Source organism: Xenorhabdus bovienii (genome assembly GCF_024721015.1).
Taxonomy (GTDB): domain Bacteria; phylum Pseudomonadota; class Gammaproteobacteria; order Enterobacterales; family Enterobacteriaceae; genus Xenorhabdus; species Xenorhabdus bovienii.
Map to the genome: position 1 here is coordinate 1 of NZ_JANAIF010000001.1, position 26919 is coordinate 26919.

Here is a 26919-nt window from a genome sequence, read left to right on the forward strand (position 1 = left end):
AAATGGTGGGTCGTGCAGGATTCGAACCTGCGACCAATTGATTAAAAGTCAACTGCTCTACCGACTGAGCTAACGACCCATCTAAATCTGCTTGACAGTATTCCCTGCCAACGGCGGCATATATTACTGATTTCTCAGAATGGCGCAACATTTATTTTATTAAATCTCGCTCAAACGCTTACTAATCACCCAACCACCCCCGAAAAGACCGATATATGACCTTTCGGGGATAATTATTACATCCCCGCAATCTTTTTCTCGGCCATTTTAGCCGAATTAGTGCCGGGATATTGTTTAACAACCTGCTGATAAACTGCTTTCGCTTTAGCCTTCTGTCCCTTTTCCTGCATGATTAATCCCACTTTGTACAGAGAATCGCTACTTTTCTGTGAGTTAGGATAATCTTTCACGACAGTAGCGAAATAAAAAGCCGCGTCGTCTTTCTTGCCTTTGTTGTAATTCAACTGCCCTAACCAATAGTTGGTATTCGATAGATATTTCGACTTAGGATAGGCTTTAACAAATTTTTGAAACGCAGAGATTGCTTTATCATATTCTTTGGTATTGATCGCCAAAGCAACCGCAGCATCGTAATCACCTTTTTCACTCCCCGTACTTGCCGGAGCAGCAGGTGGATTACCATCGGTTTTTGCCGATGGCGTAGCTGTATTATCGCCTTCTGTACCTGATGATGGATTAGTGATTTTATCCAACTGTTGGTAAATATCTTTCTGGCGCTCAATAACTTGATTTAATTGATACTGATTTTCCTGGATCTGACCACGGAGTGTATCAATATCACGTTGAGAGTCAGCAAGCTGTTGTTGAAGTTGAGTTAACAATTGACTGTGAGCATCGGAAACACGCTCTAATTGGGAGAGGCGCTCATCGGTGGAGCCTGAGCCGACATTACTGATTGGCGCTTGGGCGGTAGCGGCCCAAGGAGCCGCTACGCCAACCAATAACGACAGACCCAACACATAACGTCTGAAGTTACTGTTCATGCATTACTCTTAGTATACGATTACAGCACGACGGTTTTTAGCGTATGCTGCTTCGTCATGACCAAGTACAGCTGGTTTTTCTTTACCGTAAGAAACGATAGCCAGTTGATCAGCAGAAACACCTTTGCCTTGCAGGTACATTTTCACTGCGTTAGCACGACGCTCACCCAGAGCGATGTTGTACTCAGGCGTACCGCGTTCGTCTGCATGGCCTTCAATGGTCACTTTGATAGATGGGTTGCTGCGCAGGAATGCCGCGTGTGCATCCAGCATCTGAGCGAAATCGCTGTTGATGTCATACTTATCGAAACCGAAGTATACGATATTGTTGTTTTGCAGCTCTTGCATCTGCTGACGTGCTAATTCTTCAGCAGACAGACCTGCTTTAGCAGAATTATCAACAGTGCCTACACCAGACTGATCATTGTTGCCATTTTTGTTAGTACTACACGCTGCTACGGCCATGATTGGTAAAGCTAACATCAGCCCTTTTAGCACTTTGTTCAGTTGCATTTCTTTGATCCTTTTATAGTTTGCCATACATATTATTTTATTATGCATCACAGATACGGCGACCAGGCAGGGAATTTAACCTGTCCATCGGTAGCCGGAAGACGCGCTTTGAAACGCCCGTCGGTCGAAACTAGCTGCAATACAGTCCCCAACCCTTGAGTGGAGCTATAAATCACCATAGTGCCGTTAGGTGCGATACTCGGCGTTTCATCTAGAAACGTATCTGTCAAAATTTGGACAGATCCCGTTGCCAGATCTTGTTTGGCGATATGCTGACTGCCACTTGCTGAGCTAACCATCACGATAAAACTACCGTCAGAACTAACATCAGCATCTTGGTTCTGAGAACCTTCCCAAGTCAGGCGCTGTGGAGCACCGCCATTAATATCAATTTTGTACAACTGCGGACGGCCACCTTGATCTGAGGTATAGACCAGTGTCTGGTTATCCGGCATCCAGCTTGGCTCAGTATTGTTACTGCGGCCATCAGTTACCTGATGGATCTGACCAGAAGCCAAATCCATCATGTAAAGATTCAAACTACCTGTTTTAGATAGTGCAAATGCAAGTTTAGTCCCATCTGGAGAAAATGCAGGCGCTCCGTTATGACGAGGGAACGAGGCAACCTGACGCACTGCTGTCGTTGCCAGTGTTTGAATAACTAGCGCAGAGCGACCACTTTCAAACGTAACATAAGCAAGTTGAGAACCATCTGGCAACCATGCTGGCGACATTAATGGTTCAGGTGAGCGGTGGACGGTAAACTGGTTATAACCATCATAATCAGAAACACGCAGTTCATATGGGTATTTACCCACACTCGCTTTCTTGACGACATAAGCCAAACGGGTACGAAATGCCCCTTTAATACCCGTCAGTTTTTCAAATACTTGATCACTGGCAGTATGGGCGGAATGGCGTAACCATTTTTTCTCAATTTTAAATTGATCCTGAGCCATCACCGTTCCTGGTGCGCCAGCAGTATCCACTAGCTGATATGAAACCAGATAATTGCCATCTGCAGCTGGCTGGATTTGCCCAACAATCACAGAGTCAATCCCGAGGGCAGACCATGCAGCAGGTGTTACCTCTGATGCAGTTGTGGGTTGTTGTGGCATACGGTTTGGATCAATGGGATTGAACTTCCCACTGTTTCTCAAATCCGCAGCAATAATTGAACCAATTTCTTCTGGAGCATTGGCTGCACCTGTCCATTTAAATGGAACGACTCCAATAGGACGTGCAGAATCAACACCTTGTGTAATTTCAATGCGAACTTCCGCATGAGCAAGCGCTGCCCACATCATCAAAAAGCCTAATACTATTTTAAACGACTGTTTAAAAGTTTGCTTCATCATGTCTCCCTTATCGCGATCGTTTATATGCCCGCAATAATCCGCCGGATTCTAACAAAGGCCAACAAACAAAACTAGATACCTAAATAAAATCTAATAATTTTGTTTGTATATATAAATTATTCGTATTTTTAACTAGCAAATAACGCTTTTCTACCAAATAATTACCTTACTGGGGCTTGAAATCCAGTGAGGAATTCTTGAAATGCTCATAAATCTCTTTACTCGGTGGTCGTGGAATTTTAGTCTGACGAGCCGCCGCAACCGCTGCCCTGCATAACGCAGGGTCACCCGCACCAGCCTTAATATCAATCAGCAGGCCATCCGGTGCCAATTTTATCCTTAACTCACAAGTACGTCCGAGATACAAACTCGGGTCATGGAAATTCTGCTGGATTGCAGTCTGAATTTGCCCCTTGTAATTATTGATATCCGACTGTGAAGGGCCGCTTTTCTTGCCGCCACCTTGACCAGCCGCAGACGCCCCGCCCTGCTTAGGTGCACTGGACGTTAACCCACCCAGCAGGTCATCAACTTCCTGAGCCTGTTTTGTCGCTTCTGCCTTGGCCTTGGCTTTGGCCTTAGCTTCTGTTTTCGCTTTGGTTTCTGCCTCGGCTTCTGATTTTGCCTTAGATTCGGCTTCGGCTTTTACCTTAGACTCGGCTTCCGCTTTAGCTTTGGTCTTGGCTTCAGCCTCTGCTTTGGCCTTCGCCTCAGATGCGGCTTTGCGTTTCGCAGTCTCTTCCGCTTCTTTCTTGGCCTGAACCTCTGCCTTCTGCCGAGCCTCTGCCTGTTCCTTTAGAATTATTTCTTTTTCTGCTTTCGCCTTAGCAGCAGCTTCTTCCGCAAGTTTTTGTTCCTCACGGGCTTTCGAAGCGGCGGCATCAGCCTGTTTTTTCTGTTCTTCAGACGCCTGTTGTGCTTTTATTCGCTCTTCTTCTGCCGACTTCAAGCGTTCCTGCTCCTCAGCCTGTTTTACCCGTAATTCCGCCGCCTGCTGTTCAGCTTTTTTCTTCCGCTGCTGCTCAGCCGATTTTGCATTAGCCTGCTGTTGCTGTTGCTGATTGTATTGCTGAACGACTGCATTCGGATCGACCATAACAGCATCAATGACAGTACCACCAGCTCCGCCGCCTCCCATTTCTGTTTTTTGCATCAGCGAACCCCAAATCAGAAACCCGATCAGGATAATGTGAAGTATAACCGAAATGATAATGGCGCGATTCAGCCTATTATTTTGCTCGTTTGTCTTTCCCACGCTCGACATCCAGAAACTTTAAGTAACAGCAACCATCAGGCCCCAATGGGCTGAGTCATTAAACCAACCGATTTTACACCCGCCTGACGAAGCATATTCAGCGCCTTGATGATTTCGTCATAAGGAACTTCCTTAGAACCACCAATCAGGAAAACTGTTTTAGGATTGGCTTTCATCAAGGCTTGAGCTTCAACAATGATTTGCTGTTCAGGTAACAATTCCAGACGTTCCTGATTAACGATCATATTGTATTGCCCAATACCAGAAACTTCCATAATGACCGGCGGATTATCAGAGCTGGAAACTGCCTTAGAATCCACCGCATCAGGTAAGTCAACTTCTACGCTTTGCGTGATAATCGGGGCCGTTGCCATAAAGATAAGCAGCAACACCAGCAACACGTCCAGCAAGGGGACGATATTGATCTCGGATTTTAGCTCACGTCTGCGACTACGAGTGCGCGCCATTCGCTTATTTCCCCTAACGATTTATTACGACTTATTGGTATTAGGAGTAAAAGCCTGACGATGCAAAATCGCCAGAAATTCTTCCATAAAATTATCGTAGATTTGTTCTAGTTTATTGACGCGCTGGCTCAGACGGTTGTAGGCCATCACCGCAGGAATTGCGGCAAACAGACCAATTGCTGTTGCAATCAAGGCTTCAGCAATACCGGGAGCAACCATTTGCAAAGTTGCCTGCTTCACTGCACCCAAGGCGATAAAGGCGTGCATGATCCCCCAAACCGTCCCAAACAGGCCAATATAAGGGCTGATGGAACCCACAGTCCCCAAAAATGGAATGTGATTTTCCACTGTTTCCAGTTCACGGTTCATTGAAATACGCATGGCACGGGAAGCCCCGGTGATAACAGCTTCTGGTACATGGCTATTCACTTGATGCAAACGAGCAAATTCTTTAAAACCAGAATGGAAAATCTGTTCAGTACCGTTTAACGAATCACGGCGTGACTGACTTTCTTTATAAAGACGGGACAATTCGATTCCCGACCAAAACTTATCCTCAAATGCTTCCGCTTCTCGGGTGGCAGCATTAAGAATTCTCGTTCGTTGAATAATGATTGCCCAAGAAACAATAGAGAAGCCGATCAAGATTAACATGATCAACTGCACTAAAAAGCCCGCCTTCAGAAATAAATCAAGGATATTCATGTCAGTCACTGCTTAAACTCCGCGACAATAGACTTTGGAAGCGCAATAGGCTTCATTTGAGATGAATTCACGCAGACAACCAGAGATTCTGCGCTGCTGATAGCTACACCATTGCAATCAACAATTCGTTGAGTAAATGTCAGAGAAGCGCCACGAATATTCGTAATTTCGCTTTCAACAACCAGCAAGTCGTCCAATCTAGCTGGTTTCCGGTAGTCAACAGTCATGCGACTAACAACAAAGCCAATCTGCTCATCCAGCATATACTTTTGATGGAAGCCTTTTTCACGCAACATTTCAGTACGAGCTCTTTCATAAAAGGCTAAATATTGCGCGTGATAGACCACACCACTAGCATCTGTGTCTTCGTAATAAACACGGATAGGCCAACGGAACAACATATTACTCACATATAATCCTAATCAGGCGAATTGACGCTGCCACTATACTCAAGACAATCGCGCTTTGGAATGACTTGTCAGTAAAGAAGTCAAAAAAAATTTATAGACCATCGGTCTATAAATTTATAAATAGTTTACTTAAAAAAATGATATAAGCCAAAGAGAAGAATGAAAAATGCAGGTAATGGATGAAAAAAAAGCCGCCAGATAATCTGTTTAGGATGAAATCCGACACCAAAGGTAACACCAGAACAAACAGCCCAAATCAGTAAAACACCCTGCCACACATGAAGTGAACTGGTGTTAGCAGCAAAACGTGCAGGATCCCAGAATACACATGAGGCAAGCGCCAGAGCCATGATGAGGATAAGGGCCCTCAGAGGCCCCTTATCCATGAGTTGGTAGCATTTATCAGCCAACATTATTTTTCGCCACTCTCAGTTGCTTTTTTTGATTCGCTCTGCTCAAGTGCCAAGGCTGCAATGATAGCGAAACTACAAGCTAAGAGCGTTCCGAGAATCCAAGCAAAATACCACATGCGCTATGCTCCTTAGTACAGTGAATTTTTGTTGTTTTCAATATAATTCTTATCCAAACGTCCAAAAGTTTTATAGTAACACCAGGTGGTGTACGACAAGATAAGAGGAACGAAGATAAGTGCAACAACAAACATAACTTGCAATGTCCACTGACTGGATGTCGCATCCCACATAGTCAGGCTGATATTCGGATCAATGCTTGATGGCATCACAAATGGGAACATCGCAATTCCCGAAGTCAGAATGATGCAGGCAACGGTCAATGATGAAAACAGGAATGCCCACCCCCCTTTATCCATTCGTGTCGCCAGCATAGTCAGCAGAGGAAGAATGACACCCAATGCCGGTACTGCCCACAGCGCCGGATATTTATTAAAGTTAATCAGCCATGCCCCCGCCTGATGCGCGACTTCTTTATGCAGTGGGTTAGATGGGCCATTAACATCCAACCCTCCTGTCACAACATAACCATCGATGCCATAAATCAACCATACGCCTGCCACCAGGAAGGCGACTGCTGTTACCAATGCACAGACATGTGTGGCAGTGCGCGAACGCAGATGCAACTCACCGGTTGTACGCATTTGCAGGTAAGTAGCACCTTGTGTCACGATCATCATCAGGCTGATGATACCCGCCAACAAGCCATAAGGATTCAACAACCCGAAGAATGACCCTTCATAGGACAATCGCATATAGGAATCTATCGCCAGCGGTACACCCTGCAGCAGATTACCAAATGCAACACCAATAACTAGCGGCGGTACAAAGCTACCAATAACGATTCCCCAGTCCCACATACTGCGCCATTGACTATTTTCCAGTTTTGAACGGTAATCAAAACCGACAGGACGGAAAAACAGCGCAGCCAATACCAAGATCATCGCGACATAAAAACCAGAGAAAGCAGCAGCATATACCATCGGCCATGCAGCAAACAGTGCGCCACCGGCTGTAATTAACCAAACCTGATTACCATCCCAGTGAGGGGCAATCGAGTTAATCATGATGCGGCGTTCAGTATCGTTTTTACCGATGATCCGCAGCAGAACACCAACTCCCATATCGAAACCATCAGTCACTGCGAAACCGATCAGCAACACACCAATCAGCAGCCACCATATAAATCGTAATACATCATAATCAAGCATAAGTGGACTCCTGCTTACTCAATATTGTTGGCTGAAGAAGCGGTTTTCTGTTCAAAATGGTAACGTCCGGTTTTGAGGCTACTTGGACCCAGACGAGCAAATTTGAACATCAAGAACATTTCTGCGATCAAGAACAAAGTGTACAGACCACAAATCAGTACCATTGAGAAAATCAGATCACCAACACTGCGTGTCGAAGCAGCAACTGCGGTTGGCAGAATTTCACCAATCGCCCACGGCTGACGACCATATTCCGCAACAAACCACCCTGCTTCAATAGCAATCCACGGTAGTGGGATGCTGAACAGCGCTGCACGCAGCAACCATTTCTGCTGACCGATGCGATTACGAATAACACTCAGGAATGCCAGACCGATAACCAGCAACATGAGAAAACCAGAAGCGACCATAATACGGAATGCAAAGTAGAGTGGCGCTACACGTGGGATAGAATCTTTCGCAGCGGATTTAATCTGTTCTTCTGTCGCATTTGCTACGTCTTGGGTATAACGCTTCACGAGCATGCCATAACCAAGATCTTTCTTACTTTCATTAAATGCATTGCGAACCGTTGGATCAATATTGCCAGAACGCAACTCTTCCAGTAATTCGTACGCCTTAATGCCGTTACGGATACGCTGCTCATGCTGGCCCATCAAGTCACGCAGGCCGACAACGGGTGTATCAGTGGAACGAGTGGCAATCAGACCCAGAATATAAGGAATTTGAATAGAGTATTTATTTTCCATTTTATCCTGATCCGGAATACCAATCAGAGTGAATGAAGCTGGAGGTGGTTGAGTTTCCCATTCAGCTTCAATGGCAGCCAGTTTGGTTTTCTGTACGTCCCCCATTTCGTATCCAGATTCATCACCCAGAACAATGACAGACAGTATCGCAGCAATACCAAAACTTGATGCAATCGCAAAAGATCGTTTAGCGAACGGAATATCGCGTCCTTTAAGCAGATAGTAAGAGCTGATGCCCAAGACGAAAACCGCGCCTGTCACATAACCCGCAGCAACAGTGTGTACAAATTTCACCTGAGCCACAGGGTTAAGCACCAACTCGCTGAAACTCACCATTTCCATACGCATGGTTTCGAAATTGAAATCAGACGCAATCGGGTTTTGCATCCAACCGTTCGCAACCAGAATCCACAATGCGGAGAAGTTAGAGCCCAGCCCAACCAGCCAAGTAACAGCCAGATGTTGTTTCTTACTCAGACGATCCCACCCGAAGAAAAACAGACCAACGAATGTGGATTCGAGGAAGAATGCCATCAGGCCTTCAATAGCCAGCGGTGCACCGAAAATATCACCAACGTAATGTGAGAAGTATGACCAGTTGGTTCCGAACTGGAACTCCATGGTCAAACCCGTTGCAACACCCAGAGCAAAGTTAATACCAAATAACTTACCCCAGAATTTTGTCATATCTTTGTAGATCTGTTTGCCAGAAAGGACATATACCGTTTCCATGATCGCAAGCAAAAACGCCATACCGAGCGTCAATGGCACGAACAGGAAATGGTACATAGCAGTTAAGGCAAACTGTAATCGTGACAGTTCGACAATATCAAACATCTTGACTCCTTGCTCCTAGCAGGAAGACACCGACTTGCGGCAACCCGACTCCGTAAACGGAAGTCTCGTAACTACCAGCAATAAATGCCTAAAACACAACAATGAATTATTAAGTAAATCAGATATTCAGTAGATATCACAATAATATTACGCCTATATTCACACACAATAAATAGGTTTTACGTGACTCAGCTTGGAATTCTGAATATAGGTCAATAATGCCGTACATTCTTAGGCTAATATCTAATTATTTTAGATCAATTTAAGCAAATTCAGCGAATACATACCATAGTAATAAATTGATTTTAGTCAATTTTTTCATTTTTTTGTTAATCGTTACAGCTATTATTTCATTCTGGTTGGTTTAGTGTTAATAATTTGTTGCTTTCAATGTCTGTTGATTTATTTTTTGCTGTAAAAAACATTCGAAAATTAACTTTTTATTTTCATTCTTTGAAAAATATATTTTTTCAATATTTCCAATTAAATTAATCAAATAAATAACATATTCGAGACCCAGTTAAGTTAAATTTAAAAATACCTATTTGTATAAAATAACTAACTTACTGTATATATTATAAATATAAATAAAAAGGTCACCCTAAGGTGACCTTTTTCAATAAAAATAGCTTATTTTTCGACTAGTTGCCTGCTAATAAACCTTTTACTGCATCACCGATGTCAGCCAGACTGCGAACCGTCTTCACTCCAGCCGCTTCCAGTGCAGCAAATTTTTCATCTGCAGTCCCTTTACCACCCGCAATAATCGCACCAGCATGGCCCATACGTTTACCTTTAGGCGCAGTTACACCTGCAATGTAAGCGACAACAGGCTTAGTGACATACTCTTTAATGTAAGCAGCCGCTTCTTCTTCTGCTGTACCACCAATTTCACCAATCATGACGATAGCTTCAGTCTGCGGATCTTCTTGGAACAGTTTCAGAATATCAATAAAGTTTGAGCCTGGAATTGGGTCACCGCCGATACCAACACAGGTAGATTGACCTAATCCTGCATCCGTTGTCTGTTTAACGGCTTCATAAGTCAATGTACCAGAGCGGGATACAATACCCACTTTACCTGCCTTGTGGATATGGCCGGGCATGATACCGATCTTACACGCATCCGGCGTAATAACGCCCGGACAGTTAGGACCGATCATGCGAACACCTTCTTGATCCAGTTTTACTTTCACTGTCAGCATATCCAGCGTTGGAATACCTTCTGTGATGGTAATGATCAGTTTGATGCCTGCATCAATCGCTTCCAGAATGGAGTCTTTACAGAATGGAGCAGGAACATAAATAACAGAGGCTGTCGCACCAGTCGCTTCCACGGCTTCACGTACGGTATTGAATACAGGTAGCCCCAGATGCTCAGTGCCACCTTTGCCTGGTGTCACACCGCCAACCATTTGAGTACCGTAGGCAATCGCCTGTTCTGAATGGAAAGTACCCTGACTGCCAGTAAATCCCTGACAGATCACTTTGGTGTTTTTATCGATTAAAATAGACATTATTTATTCCCCGCTGCTGCGACTGCCTGTTTAGCCGCGTCTGTCAAACTGCTTGCTGCAATGATGTTCAAACCACTGTCTGCCAGTTTCTTCGCGCCCAATTCAGCATTGTTTCCTTCCAGACGAACCACTACCGGTACGTGAACACCAACTTCTTCCACAGCACCAATAATCCCGTCAGCAATCAAGTCACAGCGGACAATGCCACCAAAAATATTCACAAAAACAGCTTTAACATTTTCATCTGACAGGATAATTTTGAATGCTTCGGTAACACGTTCTTTTGTCGCACCACCACCCACATCAAGGAAGTTTGCCGGGGCGCCACCGTGCAGTTTGACAATGTCCATGGTTCCCATTGCCAAACCAGCACCATTCACCATGCAGCCAATATTGCCATCAAGCGCAACATAGTTCAGTTCCCATTGTGCAGCCTGGGCTTCACGCGGATCTTCCTGTGAAGGGTCATGCATTTCACGCAATTCAGCCTGACGGAACATCGCGTTACCATCTGCACCCAGTTTCCCATCCAAACAGATAAGATCACCTTGGGTTGTGATCACCAAAGGGTTAATTTCGACCATAGCCAGGTCACGCTCAAGGAACAGCTTTGCCAATCCCATGAAAATTTTGGTGAACTGACCAGCTTGTTTACCGGTTAAACCCAGTTTAAACGCTAGTTCACGGCCTTGATACGGCATAGGGCCAGCCAGTGGGTCGATGATTGCTTTATGAATCAGTTCGGGCGTTTCTTCCGCCACTTTTTCTATTTCGACACCACCTTCGGTAGAGGCCATAAACACTACACGACGTGTACCACGGTCAACAACAGCACCAAGATAGAGTTCCTTGGCAATATCGGTTGCCCCTTCCACCAAGATCTGATGTACAGGCTGACCCTGTGCATCAGTCTGGTAAGTTACCAGTCGTTTACCCAGCCATTGTTCAGCAAAAGCACGGATATCTTCCTTGCTGTTGACGACTTTCACGCCACCAGCCTTACCGCGACCACCTGCGTGAACTTGACATTTAACGACCCAAGGACCTGAACCAATCTTGGATGCTGCTTCTTCTGCTTCGCGCGGTGTGGTGCAGGCATAACCAGCAGGTGCTGGTAAACCATACCGTGCAAAAAGTTGTTTTGCCTGATACTCGTGTAAATTCATGATGTTCTATCCATAATTTAGTCTAAGAAAGGTAAATTACCTTCTATTTTGTTGCTCTGGATATGACCAGCCCGAGAGGCTGGCCTGCATATACATTTTTTACATCAACATTGCTTTACTTCAGACTGGGCAGAATTTAACACCCTCCGCCCCGATGGTGATGCTATACATCCAGCAACAAACGTGTCGGATCTTCCAGCATTTCCTTGATGGTTACCAGGAAGCCTACAGACTCACGTCCATCAACCAGACGGTGGTCATAAGACAGGGCCAAATACATCATCGGAAGAATCTCAACCTGACCATTCACTGCCATTGGGCGATCTTTGATGGCATGCATGCCGAGGATCGCACTTTGTGGTGGGTTAATGATCGGTGTAGACATCAGAGAACCGAAAACACCGCCGTTGGTAATTGTGAAATTACCGCCAGTGAGTTCTTCAACGGTCAACTTACCGTCACGGCCTTTAATAGCCAGCTCTTTGATGCTCTTCTCAATATCAGCCATGCCCAGTGCATCTGCATCACGCAGTACTGGTGTAACCAGACCACGAGGTGTAGATACCGCAATGCTGATATCAAAATAGTTGTGGTAAACCACGTCAGTGCCATCAATAGAAGCGTTAACTTCTGGATAGCGTTTCAGTGCTTCAACGACTGCCTTCACATAAAAGGACATGAAGCCCAGACGCATGCCATGACGTTTTTCAAACGCGTCACCGTACTGCTTGCGCAATTCCTGAATTGGCTTCATGTTGACTTCGTTGAACGTCGTCAGCATTGCAGTGTTGTTTTTCGCTTCAAGCAGGCGTTCTGCAACACGTTTACGCAGGCGAGTCATTGGAACGCGTTTCTCACTACGATATGACAGCTGAGAAGACTGTGCTGGTGCAGCTTCAGCCACTTTGCCACTCTCTTTTTTATGCGCAGTGATATATTTTTCCACATCTTCGCGAACGATACGGCCACCAACGCCACTGCCTTTAATTGCAGCAGGATCTAAATCATGCTCTGCAATCAGACGACGAACCGCAGGACTTAATACGTCGTTGCTTTCTTCTTCCAAAGAAGCAGTCTGGCGCTGTGCTGGTGTTGATTCTGTTTTTTCTTTTACTTCAGCAGGAATACCCGTGCTATCACTCAAACGGATACGACCGAGCAGTTGCTTGGACAGTACCGTGGCACCCTCTTCTTCCAAAATAGCTTCCAGAACACCGGCTTCACTCGCGGGTACTTCCAGAACGACTTTATCAGTTTCAATTTCAACCAACACGTCCTCACGTTGTACAGTGTCACCTGCTTTTTTATGCCATGTCGCAACAGTGGCATCTGCAACAGATTCAGGAAGGTCTGGAACCAGAATTTCTACGCTACTCATTTTCTATCCTTATTTATTCAACGTTCAGGGCATCATTAACCAGCGCTTGCTGCTGCTGCTGGTGAACAGACGTATAACCCACTGCCGGGGAAGCAGATGCTGGACGACCTGCATAACGTAAAGAAGCCCCAAATGGGATCACTTCACGGAAATTATGTTGACTGCAATACCAAGCCCCTTGGTTCAGAGGTTCTTCCTGACACCAGACGAAGTCATGAACATGAGCATAATGCTCAAGCAGAGTCTGCAAGTTCTGACGTGGGAATGGATACAGCTGTTCAACACGCACAATGGCAACATCAGCCTGCTCGTTCTTACGACGCTGCTCCAACAGATCGTAATAAACTTTACCGGAGCAAAGTACAACGCGTTTAACACCTTTTGGATCCAAGGCGTCGATTTCACCAATCACAGGCTCGAATTTACCGTTAGCTAGTTCATCCAGACTGGAGACAGCCAATGGATGACGCAGCAGTGATTTAGGTGTCATGACAATCAGCGGACGACGCATACCACGCAGAGCCTGACGGCGCAGCATGTGATAAACCTGAGCCGGAGTTGATGGTACACAAACCTGCATATTCTGCTCTGCACACAATTGCAGATAGCGCTCCAGACGTGCTGATGAGTGCTCTGGACCTTGACCTTCATAACCGTGCGGCAACAGCATGACCAGGCCACACATACGGCCCCATTTCTGTTCACCGGAGCTGATAAACTGGTCAATCACAACCTGTGCCACGTTGGCGAAATCACCGAATTGAGCTTCCCAAATCGTCAAAGCGCGAGGTTCTGTCGTTGCATAACCGTATTCAAACGCCAGTACTGCTTCTTCTGACAGAACAGAATCCCATACGTTGAATACACCCTGACTATTGTGAACATTTGCCAGAGGGACATAAACAGCAGCATTCGGCTGATTATGGATAACGGCATGACGGTGGAAGAATGTACCACGACCCGCATCTTCACCCGATAGGCGCACAGGGATGCCTTCATCAACCAGAGTAGCGTAAGCCAGTGTTTCCGCACCACCCCAGTCAAACAGCTTATTGCCGTTGGCCATTTCTGCACGGTCGCCGTAAATTTTCGCAACACGTGAGTGCATTTCAACTTCAGCAGGAATAGTGCTGATACGTTTGCCGAGATCTTGCAGACGTTTCATCTCCACTTTATGTGGATAATCCTCATCCCATTCGTGGTTCAGGTAAGGCTCCCACGTAAATGAATGCATTCCCATAGGACGCCATTCATCCACAACGCACTCACCATGGTCCAGCGCATCACGATACAGATTGGCCATCTCAGTAACATCGTTAGCTGCCAGCAGGCCTTCTGCTATGAGTTTATCTGCATAGATTTTACGTGGTGTTGGCTGTTTTTTGATTTTCTGATACATCAGTGGCTGAGTTGCACTTGGCTCATCAGCTTCGTTATGACCGTGGCGACGGTAGCAAACCAGATCAATCATCACGTCACTTTTGAAGGTATTACGGAAATCAAGCGCCAAACGAGTAACGAAGGCAACGGCTTCCGGATCATCCGCATTAACGTGGAAAATCGGCGCCTGTACCATTTTCACAATATCAGTACAGTATTGCGTTGAACGGGCATCTTTCGGATTAGAGGTAGTGAAACCAATCTGGTTGTTAACCACTATGCGGACAGTACCGCCAACTTCATAGCCGCGAGCCTGAGACATGTTCAGTGTTTCCTGAACAATCCCCTGCCCTATTACAGCAGCGTCACCATGAATGGTTACTGGCAGAACCATGTTGCTTTGGCCTTCATCAAGACGGTCACGGCGAGCACGTACTGAACCAATAACGACAGGGCTGACAATTTCAAGGTGAGATGGGTTGAAGGCTAACGCCAAATGTACCAATCCCCCTTCAGTTTCGAAATCAGAGGAAAAGCCCTGATGGTATTTTACGTCACCTGTACCGAGATGCTCTTTGTGTTTACCCGCAAACTCGTCAAACAGATCAGCCGGCTTTTTACCAAAGAGATTAACCAGAACGTTGAGACGACCACGGTGGGCCATTCCCAGCACAACTTCACGGGTACCCTGTTTTCCCGCATGGCGGATCAGTTCTTTCAGCATTGGGATAAGCGCATCACCCCCCTCAAGGGAGAAACGTTTCGCCCCCGGGAATTTAGCACCCAAATAGCGTTCTAAGCCTTCCGCTGCTGTCAGTTCCGCCAAGAAACGATGTTTTTCATCCGCACTGAACTGTGAACCTACCGCCACGGATTCTAGACGCTGCTGAATCCAGCGTTTTTCTTCCGTATTGGTGATATGCATATATTCTGCACCAATTGAACCACAGTAAATGCGTTTCAGGGCGTCATATAGATCAGCCAGTTTCATTGTCTCTTTGCCAATGGCAAACGAGCCAACATTGAACGTTTCTTCAAAATCCGCTTTTGTTAAATTATGGAAAACAGGATCGAGATCGGGTACAGGTTCCTGTTTCCATAATCCCAATGGGTCAAGATTCGCACTTTGATGGCCGCGGAAGCGGAATGCGTTAATGAGCTGCAAAACTTTAACTTGTTTTGCATCCATTGCTGGATCGCTGACTGAAGTGTGATAACGCGTGGCATCTTTTGCCAGACGACGGAAGTAATCGCGCGTCTGTGAGTGAAGTTGTTCCCCGCTAAGTCCTGTATCCGGTAATTGTTGGAATATTTCTCTCCAACTTGCATCAACGGAGTTAGGATCGGTTATATAGTCTTCATAGATTTGCTCTATGTAAGACTGGTTTGCACCAGCCAGAAAGCTCGAGTCCAGCCAGTCCTTCATTGCGCCGTTCTGCATTGTGATCCCTTAAGCTTTAAAAGCTTTAGTTTTCGCCGTGGTTAACAAATACCGCTTAATGAGCGGTGTTGATAAAAGGTTCATTTGGACGTGCTTAATGCATGTTCTTTATTGGGGTTTTCCTACCCTTCAAGGAACCTTTAAAAACTGGATATCAGTTTTTAAAGGTTCCTTTATTTCAAAACATGCGCCGTCATTCGCAGTAGGCAATTTATCATTTTTCATTCTTAATGCCCTCCATCAGCTTGATATTTCTTTCAAAATTGTGGAGGGCAACATTATATGCATTATTTACACGCGATTTATGCGTTATTTATGCACTATATTTTACTTATGCGCTGTGTTTCAGCAGCATCGACTTAATATGACCAATCGCTTTTGTCGGGTTCAGCCCTTTAGGACAGACGCTGACACAGTTCATGATGCTATGGCAGCGGAAAACGCTGAACGCATCATTCAGGCCATCCAACCGTGAAGCCGTTTCAGTATCACGACTGTCAATCAGGAAACGGTACGCAGCCAAAAGACCTGCCGGCCCAATAAACTTATCTGGGTTCCACCAGAACGACGGACAAGACGTCGAACAGCAGGCACACAGGATACATTCATAGAGGCCATCCAGTTTTTCACGCTGTTCCGGTGATTGTAGATGTTCGCGCGCAGGTGGGTTTTTACCATCGTTAATCAAATAAGGACGGATTTTTTCATATTGCGTGTAGAACTGGCTCATATCAACAACCAGATCACGAACAACAGGTAAACCAGGCAATGGCCGAATAACAATTTTCTTATTACCCCGGCGCAGTACCGAAACGGGAGTAACACAAGCCAGCCCATTTTTACCATTCATGTTCACACCGTCAGAGCCGCAAACACCTTCACGGCAAGAGCGGCGGAATGATAAGGTCGGGTCCTGCTCTTTTAACTGGATAAGCGCATCCAGCAGCATCATGTCACGCCCTTCTTCTACTTCCAGCGTGTAATCCTGCATACGGGGTGCGTTGTCTATATCCGGATTATAACGATAAATCGAAAATTCAAGTTTCATAATCTCTTTCTCCGCAACTGGAACATCAGCAACGCAATTAGTAAGAACGCACTTTCGGCGGGAAAGCTTCACGCAGCGTAGGCTGCATGTTAACTTCACGGCGAGTCATGCTCTCAGTTTGCGGTAAATACAAGCTATGGCACAGCCAGTTCGCATCGTCACGCTCTGGGTAGTCAAAACGACTGTGAGCACCACGGCTTTCTGTACGATAATTCGCAGACACTGCGGTCGAATATGCGGTTTCCATCAGGTTATCCAGTTCCAGACATTCGATGCGCTGGGTATTAAATTCTGATGAAGTATCATCCAGACGGGCATTTTGCAGACGTTCACGAATCACTTTCAGCTCTTCCAGCCCTTTTGCCATCGCATCACCTTCACGGAATACCGAGAAGTTGTTCTGCATGCAGGCTTGCAGTGCCTTACGGATTTCAACCGGATCTTCACCGGAGCGGGTATTATCCCAGCGGTTCAGGCGTTGCAGTGCTGCGTCAACATCAGACTCACTGGCGTCACGGCTGGTTCCCTGCTCCATCAGGCACTCTTTCAGGTGCAAGCCAGCAGAACGGCCGAATACCACCAGATCAAGCAATGAGTTACCCCCCAGACGGTTTGCTCCGTGGACAGATACACAAGCAATTTCACCCACAGCGAACAAGCCTGGAATGATGACATCTTCGCCTTTTTCGTTGACAGTCAGCGCCTGACCCGTGATCTTGGTTGGAATTCCTCCCATCATATAGTGACAGGTTGGAATAACCGGAATCGGCTCTTTCACAGGATCAACGTGAGCAAAAGTACGGGACAATTCAAGGATGCCCGGCAGACGGGATTCCAATACATCTTTACCCAGATGATCCAGTTTCAATTTTGCATGAGGTCCCCAAGGACCTTCACAGCCACGGCCTTCACGGATTTCGATCATGATGGAACGTGCAACCACATCACGACCTGCCAGATCTTTAGCATTGGGCGCGTAACGCTCCATGAAGCGTTCACCATTTTTATTCAGCAGATAACCACCTTCACCACGGCAGCCTTCTGTTACCAGAACGCCGGCACCCGCAATGCCCGTTGGGTGGAATTGCCACATTTCCATGTCTTGTACAGGAACGCCGGCACGCAGCGCCATACCAACACCATCACCGGTATTGATATGAGCATTGGTTGTGGATTGGTAAATGCGACCAGCGCCACCAGTTGCCAGAATGGTTGCCTTGGATTTGAAATAGACGATTTCGCCCGTTTCAATACAGATGGCAGTACAACCAACGATAGCACCATCCTGATTTTTGACGAGATCCAGTGAATACCATTCAGAGAAAATCGTCGTGTTATTTTTCAGGTTTTGCTGATACAGAGTATGTAACAAAGCGTGACCCGTACGGTCAGCAGCAGCGGCAGTGCGGGCAGCCTGCTCGCCACCAAAATTCCTGGATTGCCCACCAAATGGACGTTGATAAATACGGCCATTATCCAGACGGGAGAATGGCAGCCCCATGTGCTCCAATTCCAGAATAGCTTCAGGGCCAGTTTTACACATGTACTCAATGGCATCCTGGTCACCGATATAATCGGAGCCTTTCACCGTGTCATACATATGCCATTCCCAGTTATCCTCATGGGTATTGCCCAGAGCGACCGTAATTCCGCCCTGTGCTGAAACGGTATGTGAACGGGTTGGGAATACCTTGGAGATCAAGGCACAGGATAAACCCATTTGTGAAATTTGCAGTGCAGCACGCATACCTGCGCCACCTGCACCAATAACAACAGCGTCAAACTCTCTTACTGGCAGTTTCATTTATGCACCCCACACAACAATTGTTCCGTAAATCAAATAAACCAACAGCGCAACAATAATGACCAGTTGCAGCACCAAACGCAGTGCGAGTGGCTTGACATAATCCGTCAGCACCTGCCACATCCCGATCCATGCGTGAACCAGAATGGAAAGCAGTACCAGCACGGTGAACACTTTAGTGAGAGATGAAGAGAAGAAACCGCGCCAGACTTCATAGGTGATGTCTGACGTTGTTGCTACAAAACCAACAAGGTAAAGGACGTATAAAACAATAACGATTGCAGATGCACGCAGCAGCAGCCAGTCCTGAATACCCGTGCGACCCAATGCGGATGCGTTGCTTACCATAATAATACCCCAGCCAGAATAGACAGAATAACCGCGATCACTATTGCTACTTTGGCAGAAGCACTACCGGTAGCGAGGTTTTCTTCCAAGAAACCAAAATCCATCAATACATGGCGGATGCCACCACAAATATGGTAAGCCAACGCCGTCAATATCCCCCACAGGATAAATTTAGCGAAGAAGCCAGTCATGATTTCAGATGCTTGCAGGAAGCCCTCTTGCGAAGACAGTGACATCCCCAGCAACCACAGCAAAATGCCGACTGCGATAAAGGTAATGACGCCTGAGATACGGTGCAAGATCGAAGTTATCGCGGAGACGGGTTGGTTAATCGTCCGCAAATCGAGGTTGACAGGTCTTTGTTTTTTCACAATTTTGCCCACACAGCTTTTTTTATTTTCCATCCTCCGGTCCTGGGCGGGAATCAGACAGCGCTAAGAGGATACAAAGACACAACATAATTAAATTAACAATCCTTACATGTTCATCAAAAGTTGTGATTTGGCTACGCTGGATGCTCCTGCAGCAGGGTAATCCGGAGACCTTACGGCAGTATAGGTACTTCACATACTTATTACAATTCCCACACAATATGATTGTTAACATTTAGCTTGAACAGTGAGAAAGATCACGCTTCAAACATTTATCATAAAAACCATTATCTTATTTGACAAGGATTAAACATTTATCTTACATATATGACGGTATATATTGTTTACCGTCGTTTTCCGGCGGAAAAGTAAACTTCACGAAAAACAAAAGTTATGCAAAAGTACTAATTAGACACAAAATGACAACATTTTATGTTAAGAATACTTTAAACATAACACCCAGAAACTTTTTAACAACCTAAAAATCGTTGTCGCCCGTAATGAGATTTCAGCGTTATATAATATGATACCAGCCTGATTTTAAATTCTCTCCGGTAGCACAATGCCATCGGCACAGTATAAATTGCGCCTATCATGGTTGTTAGGGGTTATAAAAATAAGCTCTAAGGAGATGTAAATGGCTGATAAAAAAGCTACGTTGACCATAAATGGTGCAGCTGCTATCGAACTAGACGTACTAACGCCGACCCTAGGTTCTGAAGTGATTGACGTTCGTACCCTCGGCTCAAAGAGCTTCTATACCTACGATCCTGGCTTTACTTCTACGGCCTCCTGTGAATCAAAAATCACCTATATTGATGGTGACGAAGGCATTTTGCTGCACCGCGGTTTCCCGATCGATCAGCTCGCAACGGGATCAAGCTATCTGGAAGTCTGTTATATCCTGCTGTATGGCGAACCACCCACGCCTGAAGAGTATGAAACATTCAAAAAAACGGTGATTCGTCATACGATGATCCACGAACAGATCACCCGTCTGTTCCACGGTTTCCGCCGTGATTCTCACCCAATGGCCGTACTTTGTGGTGTGACAGGTGCACTGGCTGCCTTCTACCATGATGCACTGGATGTCCATAACCCTCACCACCGTGAAATTACTGCTTACCGTTTGCTGTCCAAAATGCCAACTGTAGCGGCAATGTGTTACAAATATTCTATCGGGCAGCCTTTCGTTTACCCACGTAACGATCTTTCTTATGCAGCCAATTTCCTGCACATGATGTTCTCAACACCTTGTGAAGAATATAAAGTCAATCCAGTGCTAGAACGCGCCATGGATCGCATTTTCATTCTGCATGCGGATCACGAACAGAATGCTTCAACTTCAACGGTACGTACCGCAGGTTCTTCTGGTGCTAACCCATTCGCCTGTATTGCAGCGGGCATCGCATCCCTGTGGGGGCCTGCGCACGGTGGCGCGAACGAAGCCTGTCTGCGTATGCTGGAAGAGATCCAGACTGTCGAACATATTCCTGAATTTATCGCTCGTGCCAAAGATAAAAACGATTCTTTCCGCTTGATGGGCTTTGGTCATCGCGTTTATAAAAACTATGATCCACGCGCAACAGTAATGCGTGAAACCTGCCATGAAGTGCTGAATGAACTGGGCCTGAATGACAGCCTGCTGGAAGTCGCGATGGAGTTGGAGCGTATCGCCCTGAATGATCCGTACTTCATTGAGAAGAAACTGTACCCGAATGTCGATTTCTACTCCGGTATTATCCTGAAAGCAATGGGTATCCCATCCTCCATGTTTACCGTGATTTTCGCCATTGCCCGTACTATTGGCTGGATTGCGCACTGGACTGAAATGCACGATGAAGGCTTGAGAATCGCTCGTCCACGCCAGCTTTATACTGGCCATACCCAACGTGATTTCAAAAGTCAGTTAGAGAAATAATTTAGTATTCTTTATTTCATAGTCAGACATTATCTGACAAGTGCATGAACTGCACCTCGCATATCAGGTTCAATCGTAATATTGAACCTGATTAGGGTGCAGTTATCGCCTGCAAGCACCGGCCATATACTCCCTCGGTGGTCTTCCCATATTTTTGCGAAAAAATGTCACAAACGCACTATCATTAGCAAATCCCAGCTCCTGTGCGACATAAGACAGAGTTTTATCCTGAGCAAGTAACTCAATGGCTTTTATCAGCCGCCATTGCTGCCGCCACTGTTGATAATTCATTCCCGTTTCACGCAGAAATATTCGGGTGATAGTTTTCTCACTGGCGCCAACATGAGTGGCAAGCATTTGTAATGGCGGAGGAAATTGTTCAAACGGCAAACGTGCCAGACGCCGATCAGAAGGTAGTGGTAATAAAGTCGGTTCTTTACCTGCATCACTCATTTCATCAAAAAAGACCGCCAATAAATGCGCTCCCTTTCCCTGACGCCAATCGGTATCAAAAGGAGATATTGCAATACGTTCTAAAATCACCCGTAGCAATGGTGTGGTTTGCAAGATTTCACTCTGCCTCGAAATCCACTCTATCCCGGAAATATCCAGATAAATGGAGCGATATCCTACGGAGCCACGCATTTCCGCCCGATGCAATGTCTTTGGCGGTATCCATGCAACTCGGGTCGGAGGCAGGATAGAGAGTTGATTTGCCAGCGTGATCTTGATGCAACCCTGCTGAGTAAACAACAGTTGCCCCATATCATGCTGATGAAAGCCTGAATCGTGCTGCCCCATCTCTGCCGCAATGCCTATCACGGGCACATTCAAACTATATTTCAAACCATCAGGATCAAAATGATCACTTTGTCGCAGCCACGCCATATTAATATCCTTTAACTTTATGTCCGAATACATAAATAAACTGCCTTTATTATCATAAAAAGACATTCAGCAGAATGCTAACCTTTCGGGCTATAAATAATTCATCAGAAGAAAATATCATGCACACTAGACCATCGCTTTGGCTCGCTATCACCTTGATGATGTTTCCACAGATCGTGGAAACCATCTATAGCCCTGCCCTAACCAATATTGCCAGTGGATTTTCTGTCAATGCAGAACAGGCTGCCCAAACCCTGTCACTCTATTTCTTTGCTTTTGCCATCGGTGTTGTCGTATGGGGGCGCATGTGTGATGTCATTGGCAGGCGTCCTACCATCATTGCAGGATTATTACTCTACGGCGCAGCTTCCTTGCTGGCACTGCTAACCGAACACTTCTGGCTATTACTGGCTGCCAGAATGTTATCTGCCTTCGGTGCAGCTGTCGGTTCTGTCGGTACGCAAACTATCATGCGTGATACTTACCGCGGCGAAGAACTATCGCGTGTTTTTTCCATCATGGGGATCGCCTTGGCCGCCAGCCCTGCGATTGGCATGATCAGCGGCTCTATACTAAATCATTTTGGGGGTTATAAAGCGGTATTTGCTGGGCTGGCCATTCTGGCTGTTATCCTGATGGGCTGGTCTGTTATTCGCTTACCGGAAACTCGGCCAATAAATGTGCCAAAAATTGCCCTATTTGGCACCGCCGTCACCATGTTCAAAGATATTTCGATTTGGCGAAATGCGTTTCTCATCGCATTTTTCAATATTTGCCTGTTCAGCTATTACCAGTTAGCTCCCTTTCGCTTTCAGCAATTCGGACTATCACAGGCACAGTTCGGTTATACCGGCCTGCTATTCACTTTCGGCGTTGGGCTAGGTTCACTATTGAACAAGCATCTGTTAAAAAAACAGTGGCTATCGGAAAAATTAATCTCTCTTGCCGCGATGATTGTTTTATTAAGTGGGATCGGCGTTTACCTGCTCGAAAATAGCTGGCTATTTATCTTTCCCATGCTGGGCATTGTTACCGCCTACGGCCTTGCCATTCCCAATATTTTAGCATCGGCACTGAACAACTATGTAGATCGGCTGGGTACAGCAGGCGCCTTACTGGGGCTATTTTATTATCTCTTGCTGGGCGGCGGTTTGGCGCTGGCTGGCTGGAGTCAGGCATTGGGCAGCATACTGATCTGCTGTGGCGTATCAACCGTGCTTTTAACAAGAAAATGGTGATAAACAGGTTCTGCGAAAACAAATTGGGAAAAAACAACGGGGCTACCGTTCTGATAGCCCCGCCTGACAAATTGATAAGTTGCGAACAAATCAAGCCGGATTAGGAATATCAACAAAAGTGACATCCAACCCATAATGGTTCGCCAGCCATTCACCGAGTACTTTGATACCATAACGCTCTGTCGCGTGATGCCCTGCCGCATAAAAATGCAGCCCCATCTCACGGGCAACATGGATAGTCTTCTCTGATACTTCCCCCGTCACAAAGGCATCGACACCAAACTCAGCCGCCTGCTCAATAAAACTCTGGCCACCTCCCGTACACCATGCCAGTGTACGAATTTCTTCCGGTGCATTATCGCCACAATGCAGTACTTTGCGTTCTAATCTTTTTTCAAGCCGCTCAGTCAACTCTGCGGGGGTAATCGGTTGGTCAAATGCTCCATGAGGAAGCAGGGAATCAATCTGCCCGATGATTTTTACCCCCATCTGACGCGCCAACTGAACATTGTTACCCAATGTAGGATGAGCATCCAAAGGAAGATGATAACCATACAGATTGATATCATTGCTGAGCAGTGTTTGTAGACGGCGGCGTTTCATGCCACGGATAACGGGTGATTCGTTTTTCCAAAAATATCCATGATGAACGATGACCGCATCAGCTTCGAGATGAACCGCCTCATCCAACAGAGCCTGACATGCTGTCACACCTGTAATAACCCGCTGAATATGGGGACGGCCTTCCACCTGTAAACCATTGGGGGCATAATCCTGAAATTCACGGACATTCAGTTCCGTATTGAGCACATGTTCCAATTCAACATTGTTCATCACACTTCCCCCGTCATTGAGCGCTTTCGCCATAAAATACTTACCTGTCATTAATTGCTCCCAAGATTGTTGCTTATATGCACCACATCAAGAATCGCATCAATAGCAACAAATAGCGATAAAAGCAAAACACCTCGTCAGCATAAACAGGCAAGGTGTCAAAATACTCTATCAGGGGAAAAAATAAGAATGGAAAGTGACAAACCAGAGCAATACAGTCATGTTACTTACATAATGATGCCGTCTTAGCGATTTCGAATACCTGCGGCCATTTCCGAGCTCTCCAGCCATACGGGTTTATCGCTGGTTTTTATCCATACCTTACGCAGATAACTGTAAAAACGGGCACGATCCCGACGAAATAGCATAACAGGAAGCGCAATGACGCCCAATGTTACAGCGCCAGTACGCCGCAAGAGAACCTGATGCCAAGAATATTCACGATATGTAGACATTAAGACCCTCCTCATGGGCTATATCTGTAATACGTACAAAATTTTACCCGACAAAATGAAAACTTGCTACTTATCCAACCCCTTTTTTAGCCTATATATCACTCTTTTTTTCTATTGATGTAATTTAATTACAAATTAACACCTAAACAGAAACAAAACCAACACATTGAAAACAAAAAATCAACTTATAGAGTTTGCTAGACTTTCCTTGGATACCTTATCAATTAATCCCTCTTATATTTTTATACTTTTTTTACGCTTTCATAATCTCTTTTAACAACTTCTTTGCATGGCTCTTCTTATGCTGTAACCACCTAGTGAATAAGGATATAAGCACAATGAATACATTCATAATTATCGGCGTATTTCTGGCAGTGTCATTACTGTTCTATCTGATTTACGCGTTATTGAATGCGGAGGATTTTTAAATGGTAGTATCCGCTTTTTTGCTGATTACCAGTTTCTTGGTCATTCTCTTTATATTGAGCAAACCCCTAGGCAGTCTGATCGCAAATCTGGTCGAAGGAGAATTACCCCGCTGGCTAACAAGTGCAGAAACCAGCCTGTGGCGTTGCTGTGGCTTGCAAAAGCCCGGCGGCCACGTCAAGGAGATGAACTGGTGGCAATATGCACTCGCTATCATCACATTCAACATCATGGGGTTGTTGCTACTCTTTATTCTGTTGATAAGCCAAGAACATCTGCCGCTCAATCCACAGCATTTTGCCGGTATGAAATGGGATCTGGCACTCAACACCGCAATCAGTTTTATTACCAACACCAACTGGCAGGCCTACAGCGGTGAAAATACCCTCAATTACTTGAGTCAAATGGCGGGTTTGACTGTTCAGAATTTCCTGTCAGCCGCCACGGGGATTGCAGTAGCTTTCGCCTTAATGCGGGCATTTTCCCGTCAGGGCGTTAAGACACTAGGCAATGCCTGGATAGATATTACACGCATTACACTGTATCTATTGCTTCCGCTGTCGATAATCATTGCACTTATCTTCGCCAGTCAGGGCGTTATCCAAAATTTCTCCCCCTATGCGCTTGCCCACACCCTTGAAGGACAACAACAACTTATTCCCATGGGGCCGGTTGCTTCTCAGGAAGCCATAAAATTACTGGGTACAAATGGCGGAGGGTTCTTTGGGGCAAACTCAGCCCACCCCTTTGAAAACCCGAATGCCCTCAGTAACTTTGTGCAAATCCTTACCATTTTCCTGATCCCCTGTGCACTGTGTTTCGCGTTCGGTCTTGTGGTCGGGGATAATCGACAGGGGCATGCTTTGCTGTGGGCGATGACGATTGTCTTTATCATCGCCGTTACGATTGTGATCTATGCCGAAATCATGGGTAATCCCCACTTCATCCAGGCTGGTGCCAGCAGTAATCTGAACATGGAAGGGAAAGAGTCCCGCTTTGGTATCCTTACCTCCTCTCTTTATAGCGTCGTCACAACTGCGGCTTCCTGTGGGGCTGTAAATGCAATGCACGATTCCTTCACGGCACTGGGTGGCATGATACCACTCTGGTTGATGCAAATTGGTGAAGTCATCTTTGGTGGCGTAGGCTCCGGCTTATATGGCATGCTGCTATTTGTCCTACTGGCTGTGTTTATCGCCGGTTTGATGATTGGCCGCGCTCCAGAATACTTGGGCAAGAAAATCGATGTCCATGACATGAAAATGGTCGCGCTGGCAATTTTGGTTACGCCCTCCCTTGTCCTGTTAGGAACCGCTCTGGCAACTTCAATCGATGCAGGACGCGTTGCGATCATGAACCCCAGCGCCCACGGGTTCACTGAAGTGCTTTATGCTCTCTCATCCGCTGCCAATAACAACGGCAGTGCATTTGCTGGTCTGAATGCCAACAGTATGTTTTATAACCTGCTGTTGGGGGCAATCATGTTTCTAGGACGCTTTGGTGTGATTTTGCCAGTTCTGGCCATCGCTGGCTCCATGATTAGCAAGAAACGCCAGACTATCAGTAGTGGAACACTGCCGACTCACGGCTCTCTATTCACTGGATTACTGATTCTGGTGGTTTTGCTGATGGGTGCACTCACCTTTATTCCTGCGCTGGCGCTTGGCCCTGTCGCAGAACATTTACAACTTTGGCAAGCACCACGATAAGCGAGATTGCGAGATA

The 26919-nt window shown here is 45.9% G+C and carries 26 protein-coding genes and 1 tRNA gene; 4 read left to right on the top strand and 23 right to left on the bottom strand.

Going from position 1 to position 26919, the window contains the following annotated elements:
* Positions 1 to 3 precede the first annotated feature (3 nt).
* The 20 genes from NXS07_RS00005 to sdhC all read right to left on the bottom strand — a co-directional run bounded on the left by NXS07_RS00005 (position 4) and on the right by sdhC (position 19444).
* A tRNA-Lys gene (locus NXS07_RS00005) sits at positions 4 to 79 on the bottom strand.
* A 157-nt stretch (positions 80 to 236) separates the two neighbouring features.
* Complete coding sequence (cpoB, locus tag NXS07_RS00010; RefSeq protein WP_038222379.1) at positions 237 to 1004, bottom strand: cell division protein CpoB; 768 nt, start codon at positions 1002 to 1004, stop codon at positions 237 to 239.
* A 9-nt stretch (positions 1005 to 1013) separates the two neighbouring features.
* On the bottom strand, positions 1014 to 1517 hold the full coding sequence (gene pal, locus NXS07_RS00015; RefSeq protein WP_038189160.1) for a peptidoglycan-associated lipoprotein Pal: 504 nt from the start codon (positions 1515 to 1517) through the stop codon (positions 1014 to 1016).
* Positions 1518 to 1564: 47 nt separating this feature from the next.
* Positions 1565 to 2872, bottom strand: coding sequence for a Tol-Pal system beta propeller repeat protein TolB (gene tolB, locus NXS07_RS00020; RefSeq protein ID WP_038206421.1), 1308 nt, complete (start codon positions 2870 to 2872; stop codon positions 1565 to 1567).
* Between the two features lie 169 nt (positions 2873 to 3041).
* Complete coding sequence (tolA, locus tag NXS07_RS00025; RefSeq protein WP_258085951.1) at positions 3042 to 4130, bottom strand: cell envelope integrity protein TolA; 1089 nt, start codon at positions 4128 to 4130, stop codon at positions 3042 to 3044.
* 35 nt (positions 4131 to 4165) lie between these two features.
* Entirely contained in the window at positions 4166 to 4597 is a 432-nt protein-coding gene (gene tolR / locus NXS07_RS00030; RefSeq protein WP_038193162.1) for a colicin uptake protein TolR, read from the bottom strand.
* A 24-nt stretch (positions 4598 to 4621) separates the two neighbouring features.
* On the bottom strand, positions 4622 to 5311 hold the full coding sequence (gene tolQ / locus NXS07_RS00035) for a Tol-Pal system protein TolQ (protein ID WP_038193160.1): 690 nt from the start codon (positions 5309 to 5311) through the stop codon (positions 4622 to 4624).
* The gene (gene ybgC, locus NXS07_RS00040) at positions 5308 to 5712 is read right to left on the bottom strand and encodes a tol-pal system-associated acyl-CoA thioesterase (protein WP_038193159.1); all 405 of its coding nucleotides are present in this window, start codon (positions 5710 to 5712) and stop codon (positions 5308 to 5310) included. Before ybgC ends, tolQ begins: the two co-directional genes overlap by 4 nt.
* A 125-nt stretch (positions 5713 to 5837) precedes the next feature.
* A complete protein-coding gene (gene ybgE, locus NXS07_RS00045) occupies positions 5838 to 6125 on the bottom strand; it encodes a cyd operon protein YbgE (protein WP_038217835.1) in 288 nt (95 codons plus the stop codon).
* The gene (gene cydX / locus NXS07_RS00050; protein WP_012987608.1) at positions 6125 to 6241 is read right to left on the bottom strand and encodes a cytochrome bd-I oxidase subunit CydX; all 117 of its coding nucleotides are present in this window, start codon (positions 6239 to 6241) and stop codon (positions 6125 to 6127) included. Before cydX ends, ybgE begins: the two co-directional genes overlap by 1 nt.
* A 12-nt stretch (positions 6242 to 6253) precedes the next feature.
* On the bottom strand, positions 6254 to 7393 hold the full coding sequence (gene cydB, locus NXS07_RS00055) for a cytochrome d ubiquinol oxidase subunit II (protein WP_038217831.1): 1140 nt from the start codon (positions 7391 to 7393) through the stop codon (positions 6254 to 6256).
* Positions 7394 to 7407: 14 nt separating this feature from the next.
* A complete protein-coding gene (gene cydA / locus NXS07_RS00060; protein WP_038206409.1) occupies positions 7408 to 8979 on the bottom strand; it encodes a cytochrome ubiquinol oxidase subunit I in 1572 nt (523 codons plus the stop codon).
* A gap of 641 nt (positions 8980 to 9620) precedes the next feature.
* Positions 9621 to 10496: a succinate--CoA ligase subunit alpha gene (sucD, locus tag NXS07_RS00065; RefSeq protein ID WP_038222375.1), complete on the bottom strand. Its 876-nt coding sequence runs from the start codon at positions 10494 to 10496 to the stop codon at positions 9621 to 9623.
* Entirely contained in the window at positions 10496 to 11662 is a 1167-nt protein-coding gene (gene sucC / locus NXS07_RS00070) for an ADP-forming succinate--CoA ligase subunit beta (RefSeq protein WP_038191822.1), read from the bottom strand. The genes sucD and sucC overlap by 1 nt, the downstream gene beginning before the upstream one ends.
* Positions 11663 to 11825: 163 nt before the next feature.
* Complete coding sequence (gene odhB / locus NXS07_RS00075) at positions 11826 to 13040, bottom strand: 2-oxoglutarate dehydrogenase complex dihydrolipoyllysine-residue succinyltransferase (RefSeq protein ID WP_038222373.1); 1215 nt, start codon at positions 13038 to 13040, stop codon at positions 11826 to 11828.
* Between the two features lie 13 nt (positions 13041 to 13053).
* Positions 13054 to 15861 (bottom strand): 2-oxoglutarate dehydrogenase E1 component, encoded by a 2808-nt coding sequence (gene sucA, locus NXS07_RS00080; RefSeq protein ID WP_038206400.1) that lies wholly within the window; start codon positions 15859 to 15861, stop codon positions 13054 to 13056.
* A gap of 331 nt (positions 15862 to 16192) precedes the next feature.
* On the bottom strand, positions 16193 to 16909 hold the full coding sequence (locus tag NXS07_RS00085) for a succinate dehydrogenase iron-sulfur subunit (RefSeq protein WP_038222371.1): 717 nt from the start codon (positions 16907 to 16909) through the stop codon (positions 16193 to 16195).
* A gap of 37 nt (positions 16910 to 16946) precedes the next feature.
* Entirely contained in the window at positions 16947 to 18713 is a 1767-nt protein-coding gene (sdhA, locus tag NXS07_RS00090; RefSeq protein ID WP_038206396.1) for a succinate dehydrogenase flavoprotein subunit, read from the bottom strand.
* Positions 18714 to 19061: a succinate dehydrogenase membrane anchor subunit gene (gene sdhD / locus NXS07_RS00095; protein ID WP_038206393.1), complete on the bottom strand. Its 348-nt coding sequence runs from the start codon at positions 19059 to 19061 to the stop codon at positions 18714 to 18716.
* Entirely contained in the window at positions 19055 to 19444 is a 390-nt protein-coding gene (sdhC, locus tag NXS07_RS00100; RefSeq protein ID WP_012987618.1) for a succinate dehydrogenase cytochrome b556 subunit, read from the bottom strand. Before sdhC ends, sdhD begins: the two co-directional genes overlap by 7 nt.
* A 625-nt stretch (positions 19445 to 20069) precedes the next feature.
* Here sdhC and NXS07_RS00105 point away from each other — a divergent pair.
* A complete protein-coding gene (locus NXS07_RS00105; RefSeq protein WP_038191834.1) occupies positions 20070 to 21353 on the top strand; it encodes a citrate synthase in 1284 nt (427 codons plus the stop codon).
* 102 nt (positions 21354 to 21455) lie between these two features.
* On the opposite strand, the gene NXS07_RS00110 is transcribed toward NXS07_RS00105, so the two are convergent.
* Entirely contained in the window at positions 21456 to 22241 is a 786-nt protein-coding gene (locus tag NXS07_RS00110; RefSeq protein ID WP_258085952.1) for an AraC family transcriptional regulator, read from the bottom strand.
* A gap of 119 nt (positions 22242 to 22360) precedes the next feature.
* Between NXS07_RS00110 and NXS07_RS00115 the strand changes: the two genes are divergently transcribed.
* Positions 22361 to 23479, top strand: coding sequence for a multidrug effflux MFS transporter (locus NXS07_RS00115; RefSeq protein WP_258085953.1), 1119 nt, complete (start codon positions 22361 to 22363; stop codon positions 23477 to 23479).
* A 90-nt stretch (positions 23480 to 23569) separates the two neighbouring features.
* Here NXS07_RS00115 and NXS07_RS00120 read toward each other — a convergent pair whose 3' ends face one another.
* Positions 23570 to 24313 carry a type 2 GTP cyclohydrolase I gene (locus NXS07_RS00120; protein WP_038217908.1) on the bottom strand — a complete coding sequence of 248 codons (744 nt, stop codon included), beginning with the start codon at positions 24311 to 24313 and terminating at the stop codon, positions 23570 to 23572.
* 245 nt (positions 24314 to 24558) lie between these two features.
* Complete coding sequence (locus NXS07_RS00125; protein ID WP_038191843.1) at positions 24559 to 24768, bottom strand: YbfA family protein; 210 nt, start codon at positions 24766 to 24768, stop codon at positions 24559 to 24561.
* Between the two features lie 338 nt (positions 24769 to 25106).
* Here NXS07_RS00125 and kdpF point away from each other — a divergent pair, with 338 nt between their 5' ends.
* Entirely contained in the window at positions 25107 to 25196 is a 90-nt protein-coding gene (kdpF, locus tag NXS07_RS00130) for a K(+)-transporting ATPase subunit F (protein WP_038191844.1), read from the top strand.
* Positions 25197 to 26903: a potassium-transporting ATPase subunit KdpA gene (kdpA, locus tag NXS07_RS00135; protein ID WP_258085954.1), complete on the top strand. Its 1707-nt coding sequence runs from the start codon at positions 25197 to 25199 to the stop codon at positions 26901 to 26903. It abuts the gene before it with no gap.
* Positions 26904 to 26919: the final 16 nt, after the last annotated feature.